At 37.1% G+C, this 7,493-nt stretch carries 6 protein-coding genes and 3 tRNA genes; 8 read left to right on the top strand and 1 reads right to left on the bottom strand.

Annotated features, from left to right (window positions below; translation table 11 throughout):
- Positions 1-74 precede the first annotated feature (74 nt).
- From KO527_RS21555 to KO527_RS21545, 3 genes are all read left to right on the top strand, one after another.
- A tRNA-Glu gene (locus KO527_RS21555) sits at positions 75-150 on the top strand.
- Positions 151-290: 140 nt separating this feature from the next.
- A tRNA-Glu gene (locus KO527_RS21550) sits at positions 291-366 on the top strand.
- A gap of 119 nt (positions 367-485) precedes the next feature.
- Positions 486-561 (top strand) — tRNA-Glu (locus tag KO527_RS21545).
- 406 nt (positions 562-967) lie between these two features.
- Here the strand turns inward: KO527_RS21545 and gloA are convergent.
- Positions 968-1,351, bottom strand: coding sequence for a lactoylglutathione lyase (gloA, locus tag KO527_RS21540; RefSeq protein WP_216042301.1), 384 nt, complete (start codon positions 1,349-1,351; stop codon positions 968-970).
- 330 nt (positions 1,352-1,681) lie between these two features.
- Between gloA and KO527_RS21535 the strand changes: the two genes are divergently transcribed.
- From KO527_RS21535 to KO527_RS21515, 5 genes are all read left to right on the top strand, one after another.
- Complete coding sequence (locus tag KO527_RS21535; protein WP_216042300.1) at positions 1,682-2,599, top strand: DUF2306 domain-containing protein; 918 nt, start codon at positions 1,682-1,684, stop codon at positions 2,597-2,599.
- A gap of 270 nt (positions 2,600-2,869) precedes the next feature.
- Entirely contained in the window at positions 2,870-3,580 is a 711-nt protein-coding gene (locus KO527_RS21530; RefSeq protein WP_216042299.1) for a DUF4386 domain-containing protein, read from the top strand.
- A gap of 83 nt (positions 3,581-3,663) precedes the next feature.
- Complete coding sequence (locus KO527_RS21525) at positions 3,664-4,821, top strand: AraC family transcriptional regulator (protein WP_216042298.1); 1,158 nt, start codon at positions 3,664-3,666, stop codon at positions 4,819-4,821.
- 198 nt (positions 4,822-5,019) lie between these two features.
- Positions 5,020-5,328 (top strand): hypothetical protein, encoded by a 309-nt coding sequence (locus tag KO527_RS21520; protein ID WP_216042297.1) that lies wholly within the window; start codon positions 5,020-5,022, stop codon positions 5,326-5,328.
- An 85-nt stretch (positions 5,329-5,413) separates the two neighbouring features.
- On the top strand, positions 5,414-7,393 hold the full coding sequence (locus tag KO527_RS21515) for a TonB-dependent receptor (protein ID WP_216042296.1): 1,980 nt from the start codon (positions 5,414-5,416) through the stop codon (positions 7,391-7,393).
- Positions 7,394-7,493 lie beyond the last annotated feature (100 nt).

Raw genomic sequence — 7,493 nt, 5'->3', positions numbered from 1 at the left:
GAGTTTAAATAACCAGTCCTAGTGACACTGACCGTTTTTATACTTTTTTATAAAAGTAAAATAAAAACAACTGTGTCCCCATCGTCTAGAGGCCTAGGACACCGCCCTTTCACGGCGGTAACAGGGGTTCGAATCCCCTTGGGGACGCCACTTCTTTAATTAGAATGTGAAAGTCAGCAATACAATTTAATCGCTTAGGCGAAACTCATATGGTGAGAGTTTAAATAACCAGTCCTAGTGACACTGACCGTTTTTATACTTTTTTATAAAAGTAAAATAAAAACAACTGTGTCCCCATCGTCTAGAGGCCTAGGACACCGCCCTTTCACGGCGGTAACAGGGGTTCGAATCCCCTTGGGGACGCCACTTTCTTTAATGAGAATGTGAAAGTCAGCAATACAATTTAATCGCTTATGCGAAGCTCATATGGTGAGAGTTTAAATAACCAGTCCTAGTGACACTGATAGTTTAGCAATAAACACTGTGTCCCCATCGTCTAGAGGCCTAGGACACCGCCCTTTCACGGCGGTAACAGGGGTTCGAATCCCCTTGGGGACGCCACTCTTTTTTAAGAGTTGAGTCAGAAGTCATAGGTTAAATCACTTCAAGAACATCTAATCTATATTGCTTTTTAACCCTATATCTATTTTTCTCTTAGATCTTGTCTGATGCTTTATCAAACCCTATGTGAAAGTCCTATATCCTATAGCAATTATTTTGTGACTTTCTTACAAAAGTCTAATTTGGTTATGGAGAATGAGAGTTAATACCAATTCATTAAGTTAGTGATCTAATATAAATTAGGATAAATTTTCAAGAGCACCGGTTTATAGTTTCAGACTAAACCTAAGTACCTGCATCCATGCAGGCAACACAGCTATTGTATATTTAAACCATTTAGATTGATCACATATTTATTGGGATTGGTATAAATCGTAATTCAGCTCTATTTTATGTGTAGTTCAATTTACTTCTTTTGAATTAACTCTATTGAATAACCATCAGGATCTTTTACAAAAGCAATCTCAGTTGAACCACCAAGCACTGGACCTGGCTCACGGCTAACAACACCACCTAATTGTTTGATATTGTCACATGCTTTATAGATATCATCATATTCAATAGCTAAATGACCAAATGCAGTGCCATGTTCATACTCGTTAGTATCCCAATTAAATGTAAGTTCTATCACGCTGTTTGAATCTTCATCACCATAACCTACAAAAACTAAAGTATAACGGTATTCTTCATTCTCTGAACGTCTTAGTTCTTTCATGCCAAGTACTTGGGTATAAAATTCGATAGATTTTTCTAAATCTGCAACACGCAGCATTGTATGTAATAAACGCATAAAATTCCTATTATTTTATAATAATGGTGACGGTATAAATCCAAAAATCTATTATATCTTTAAATTTGTATAATTCCTCAATTATAAAACCTGCAAGACAAGGCTTTTTTATTAACAAACTATAATGGAGATATAAGATAAGAGGGTGATGAATATCTATATCACATTTGTTTCCATTCTATACGACTCGATGCTTGCTTGTTGTTTTGTCATTAAATAAGCGATTTTTTCAATTAATTGAAAAAATATGTTCGAATAGGCCCATTTGGGCGAATTTTATGAGTCTTTTTTCATAATGCTAACCATTGCAGTAACAAAGAGGCTTTTAAAATGGACAATACACGCAATCCCGGTTTGGGCTCAGAGATAGAAAATGAAATACAAGACACAAATAAAACAGCTGTAAATAAAAGTATATTGGATAAGTTTGCAAAGCAATCCTTTGCAAATAAGTCATTAAAATATAGTGCGGCATTTTGGTTTGTCACAACTTTGATAGGCCAATGGTTATTCTTTTATTACATTATGGGGTTTTATGGATCTTCAGTAATAAACGATAATATGGCACATTGGAATGTTGTATTAGGACAGTTTGGCGTCTCTCCTTACCGTGCAGGAGATTTTTCAGGTAATCTTGCATTTGCTTCACATGCTATCGGTGCTGGCATAGTCGCTTTTGGTGGCGCATTGCAATTAATACCTAAAGTTCGAAATATCTTTCCTAAATTTCATAAAATAAATGGCTATATCTACTTGTTAACGGTTTTCTGCTTAGCAATATCCGGTTTCTATTTAGTGTGGATAAGGGATCCTGATCCAATAGGTATCCCTGAAATTGGCACGACGATCAATGGTTTTTTAATATTAACATTTGCTTATTTGACTGTTCGTCTAGCTATTAAAAAGGATTTTTCTGCTCACAGAAAATGGGCTATACGACTATTTCTTGTTTCAAATGCGCAATGGATATTAAGGATAGGGACATTTAGCTACTTAGTAACGGGAAATATGCTGGGAATGAACCCTGCCTTTGGTGACCCATTTTTTTATATGTGGACATTTGGCTGCTATGTTTTACCACTTCTAATTTTGCAGCTGTATTTTTATGCGAATGAAAAAAGTTCGAATAGCGTTAAATGCATAATAAGTGGTTTGTTGTTTATGATCATTATACTGATGATTATGGGCATGATTGGCTACACACCTTTCATTTTAAATATCGTATCTGGTGGGCCAATTAGCTTGTAGAGAATAATTGAAGTTAATTGTTACGAAATGGAGTTACCATTGCTTCTGACTGCTCCATTTCTTAAAACTGTTAATATTTTTGACTCCAATAAACATATTTTAACAATCAGCAAACGTAACTTTGATAGCTTTTAATCGGTGTGAAAATGACTATCTTGCTAAATAACTAAAAAATACGTTTGAATAGGCCCATTAAAACGACACCACCATTAAAATAGCTTACTTTACAGATTAAAACTTATTAACTAAAAGTAACTAAAAGGAAACTCAATGACCAATTCAATGGTTAACATGAAGAATAACTATACTAAAATTGCAGGGGTTACCTACGCACTCATCATTATTATTGCGACCTTTCCTTCGATGATTTTTGATCTTAGCTCTTTATTAAAAGCAAAAGATGCTGTCGAAAACTTCGCTGGTCAAGAGGGGGTTTTTAGAATTGCAATTGCAATTGAATTTATAATGTTCGTCTTAGTGATGGTTCTCTCTTGGGCACTTTATGTTGTATTAAAACCTGTGAACAAAAATTTAGCCTTATTAGGTTTAATTTTTAGGTTTGGCGAAGCGCTTTTGGGCTGTGTTGCCATTATGTTCATCTTGACGATATTAATGTTCTTAAGTGGTGCCGAATATCTACAGGCGTTTGAACCTAATCAGTTACAGGCGTTAGCACGCTTTTTTACAAAACTATATGGTGTTAGTTATTACATTCTATTATTTATAATGGGTATCGGCGGCGTAGTTTATTGTTATTTATTTTATATCTCTGGTTATATTCCAAAATTTTTATCCATTTGGGGAATGATTACCTATTCAACAATGGTGTTATACGGCTTTGTTAACATTGCAGTGCACAATGCTCCTTCAGAATTGGCTTATGCTATGGCGCCAGGTGCATTGTTTGAATTGACTATCGGCCTATGGTTAGTTTTTAAAGGAATATCAGTAAATCAAAATCAAGAGACTGCTACTGACTAAGCTGAATGACTTGCAATAAAATAGATAGATTCGGTTAAATGTTAGGTCTATAATCAAAGAAAATATTTTTCTTTGGTCATTTAATGGTTCACGTTTTTCCCACGGTTTTATTTTCCTGCATTATGGGAATAACAATACTAGCATTATTAGAAGTGTTCAAAAGGCCTGACAATAAACAAAACTTATGCCTTAAAGGGCTGTTGTTATTGTTACTGACACATTCGGCTGGAGAGCTTTTTGTATATTCAGGTGCATTTGTTTATGCACCTGCACTAACCGGAGCACACATTCCGTTTAGGGTTTTACTTGGCTCTGCGCTCTACTTTTATGCTTATGCTTCTATGTCACCAGATAAGAGCACAGATAAACGCATGGTGATATTAGCAGTGTCTGGGCCCATCGTAGTGATTTTGGGTATGCTCCCTTTTATTTTTATGATCAGCCCCGCCGAAAAGATCGCTTTGGCTACGCCTTCAACAAGAGATCCTGAACTTTGGAAAATCGCTGTATTTACCTGTCTTTTTACCACTTTTGTTTTCATTTTATACACACTCTTGTATTTAGTTGCCGCTTTAAAGCTGCATAATGGTCATCGTCAACAGCTTATGGAACGATTTTCTGAAATAGAGCAACGTTCATTAGACTGGTTTAGACCGGTACTATTAATTTGGGGCGCTGTATGGTTAATGTATGCTATTGAATTTTCTCTTGGTGCATTGGGTTGGCGCTGGTTTGGAACAGGTGTTGTACTACCTATTTTAGAGGTGATAGCACTGGCGATTTTTATTCAGAAGGCACTCAATCAAAAACTACTAAATGAGTCTGATAAAGGCTCACCTCGTGTGAGTCAGGCAGAACAAGGTCAAACTAGAGCAGCATTACTTAGCGCTGAAAAAATGCAAAAAATAGCATCAAAACTAGAACATGCAATGAAAGAAGATAAGTTATTCTTGCAAGATAATTTATCGCTAAACAAACTATCAGAATCTATTTCTGAAAGTGAAAACCATATTTCAGAAACACTCTCTCAATTTTTGGATACCAAATTTTTTCAATTCGTTAATTGTTTTCGGATAGAAGAAGCTAAGGCCGCTTTAATCAATAGCGACAAGTTAATCACGAGTATTGCCTTCGACGTTGGTTTTAATTCCAAGTCTACTTTTAATACCGCTTTTAAGAAACTGGTAGGTCAAAGCCCATCAGCATATAGAAAATCATTGATCGAGAAAAACACACTGTGAATGAAAAATGCTCAGAGGAATATAAATATAGACCTTTTCATCATTCATTTATCTTATGAAAACTTTCTACTCACCTCTTCACTTATACCTAAAAACCGCATAAAATTATCGCTAATATTATTAGAGATGTTTATGTATAAACCCTTGTCAAAATTACTGATTATAATAACCATCTTGGTTGCCTTTGTAGGGCAGGCGATGGCTTATCATTTTATGGCGGTAAATGATACTCACTCTAATCTGCAATCTACAGCCCAGATGAAAGTCTTCGATAACGATACCTATGATGGACAATCATCAGAAAACAATGATGACTGCTGTGAAATAGAGTGTTGTGAAAGCGAATGCATTTGTCCAGCAAACGCCTGTATTTCCCCTGTTTATTTAGATACCAACCTTTCTTTATCTGAGTTAGTCATTTTAAGTGAATCTATGCTGTCACTACAGTCAAAGGATACCCACTTTATTGCCAGCTCACTTTATCGACCACCCATTTTTACCTCTTAGGGCGTTTAAGCCCACTGCATAAAACACACAAATCACTTTTTAAATTGCGAACGTTTCGCAGTTCTTTGCATTTATGAGGTAAAAAATGCTTACTAAATATTCAAAAGTTGCACTCGCAGTGCTGTTAGCACCTTCAATATCTTACGCGAGTGAAGATGAGCACCATGATCATCATGATGAACATGAAAAAAATAAAATTGAAAAAATTCAAGTAACTGCATCACGCCTTGGTCGTATTGTTACTGAGTCAGCAACCCGTACTGAGATTATAAACGGCGAAGAAATTCAAGAGAAAGCCTTAATGAGGCCGGGTAATATCTCAATGCTGGTAGCTGAGACTGGGGGAGTGCGCGTGCAAAATACATCTCCAGCCTTAGGTAGTGCCAATATCAGATTACAAAGTTTGTATGGTCGTTACACACAACTGCTTAGTGATGGTTTACCGCTTTATGGTGGCCAAACGGCATCCATTGGTTTATTACAAATTCCACCAACAGATCTTGCTAATGTTGAAATTATTAAAGGTTCGGCATCTTCTTTGTACGGAGGTTCAGCACTTGGCGGTGTGATTAACTTAATTTCTCGTACGCCATCAGATGAACTTGAAGGCGAAGTGTTATTGAACGCGACATCAAAAAATGGGCAAGACATAACCTCATATTTTGCGTCGCCGATCAACGAATCAACAAGTGCATCGGTAACCGCTGGAGTACATAATCAAGAGCAAAAAGATTTAGATGATGACGGCTGGCTTGATATGGCTGGATACCAGCGCGCAAGTATTCGTCCGCGTTTATATTGGGAAAGTGAAACTGGCGCCAATCTATATCTGACTTTTGGTGCTATGACGGAAGAGCGTGATGGCGGCACTGCAGATGGTGAAACAGCACCTGACGGTAACCCATATATACAAAGCCAAGATTCACTGAGGCTTGATAGTGGTTTTATTTTTGACCAGCAACTTGAAGATGAGTTAAACCTTAATATACGTGGTTCTGCTATGCGCCAAGAACATGACCATGTTTATGGCTTGGTAGAAGAAACTGATACGCATGAAAGTTACTTATTTGAATCGAGTGTATCAGGTTATAGCGACGCTACTGCATGGCTTGTTGGCGTAGCATACCAATCTGATAGCTTTGACTCACAAGACTTTTCAGAATTTAATTATACATATCAAGTGCCGGGATTATTTTCTCAGCTAGATTATGAAGCTAGTAATGATATTTCAATGTCTCTCAGTGCCCGTGCTGATTGGCACAGTGAATACGGGGTACAATTCAGCCCGCGTGTTTCTATGCTATATAATCCACAAAGCTGGACAATTCGCGGCTCATACGGCAAAGGTTTTTTTGCCCCAACGCCCTTTATTGAAGACATTGAAGACACAGGTTTATCAAATTTAGCGCCACTTGAAAACCTTGAAGAAGAACGAGCAACAACGGCATCGGTAGATATCAGTTATGTATTTGACAGTGTAGAAACGAGTGTGACCTTGTTTGCATCTGATGTTGATAATGTTACTGAACTTGAAACGATTAACCCATATGGCACAGATTCAGATAAAACAGTACGTATTGTTAATGCGCCTGGTCAAAGTGAAATTCGTGGTGCTGAGTTTTTACTTCGTTACCGCTGGAATGCTCTAAAGCTTACGGGTAGTTATTTATACACAGATGCCAGTAAACTAAATGACTCAGGTTTTGGCCGTGAACCACTAGCACTTACACCAAAACACTCGGCAGGTGCTGTGCTGATGTGGGAAGAACATGGCAGTCATATGGTTGGTTTTGAGGCTTACTACACAGGTACACAACACTTAGAGGATAATCCGTATCGTACTAAGAGTGAAGCGTACTGGCACTTAGGTTTGCTTGGCCAAATAACTGTTGGCAAAGTGAGTTACTTTTTAAATGCAGAAAACTTGCTTAACGTACGTCAAACTAAAGATGAGTCTTTACTGTTACCTGAACAAGCTCTAAGTGGACGCTGGACCACAGATATCTGGTCTCGTAATGACGGATTTACCGTTAATGCTGGAATTCGTATTCAATTTGGCCATTAGGTATTAAAGTCGCTTCCCCATATTCTGGTTATAAAATTAATAGCGCCTAACTGGGGCTATTAACTTTATTGTTTGATTTTTCATGATCTTCAATGAGTTT

The organism is Pseudoalteromonas sp. C2R02 (genome assembly GCF_018860845.1).
Lineage (GTDB): Bacteria > Pseudomonadota > Gammaproteobacteria > Enterobacterales > Alteromonadaceae > Pseudoalteromonas.
This window is presented reverse-complemented; position numbering and strand designations above follow the sequence as displayed.

What these genes read in the sequence shown, in the direction of transcription:
- gloA (WP_216042301.1), bottom strand. Translation starts at nt 1,351, where the DNA reads ATGCGTTTATTACATACAATGCTGCGTGTTGCAGATTTAGAAAAATCT.
- KO527_RS21535 (WP_216042300.1), top strand. Translation starts at nt 1,682, where the DNA reads ATGGACAATACACGCAATCCCGGTTTGGGCTCAGAGATAGAAAATGAA.
- KO527_RS21530 (WP_216042299.1), top strand. Translation starts at nt 2,870, where the DNA reads ATGACCAATTCAATGGTTAACATGAAGAATAACTATACTAAAATTGCA.
- KO527_RS21525 (WP_216042298.1), top strand. Translation starts at nt 3,664, where the DNA reads ATGGTTCACGTTTTTCCCACGGTTTTATTTTCCTGCATTATGGGAATA.
- KO527_RS21520 (WP_216042297.1), top strand. Translation starts at nt 5,020, where the DNA reads ATGGCTTATCATTTTATGGCGGTAAATGATACTCACTCTAATCTGCAA.
- KO527_RS21515 (WP_216042296.1), top strand. Translation starts at nt 5,414, where the DNA reads ATGCTTACTAAATATTCAAAAGTTGCACTCGCAGTGCTGTTAGCACCT.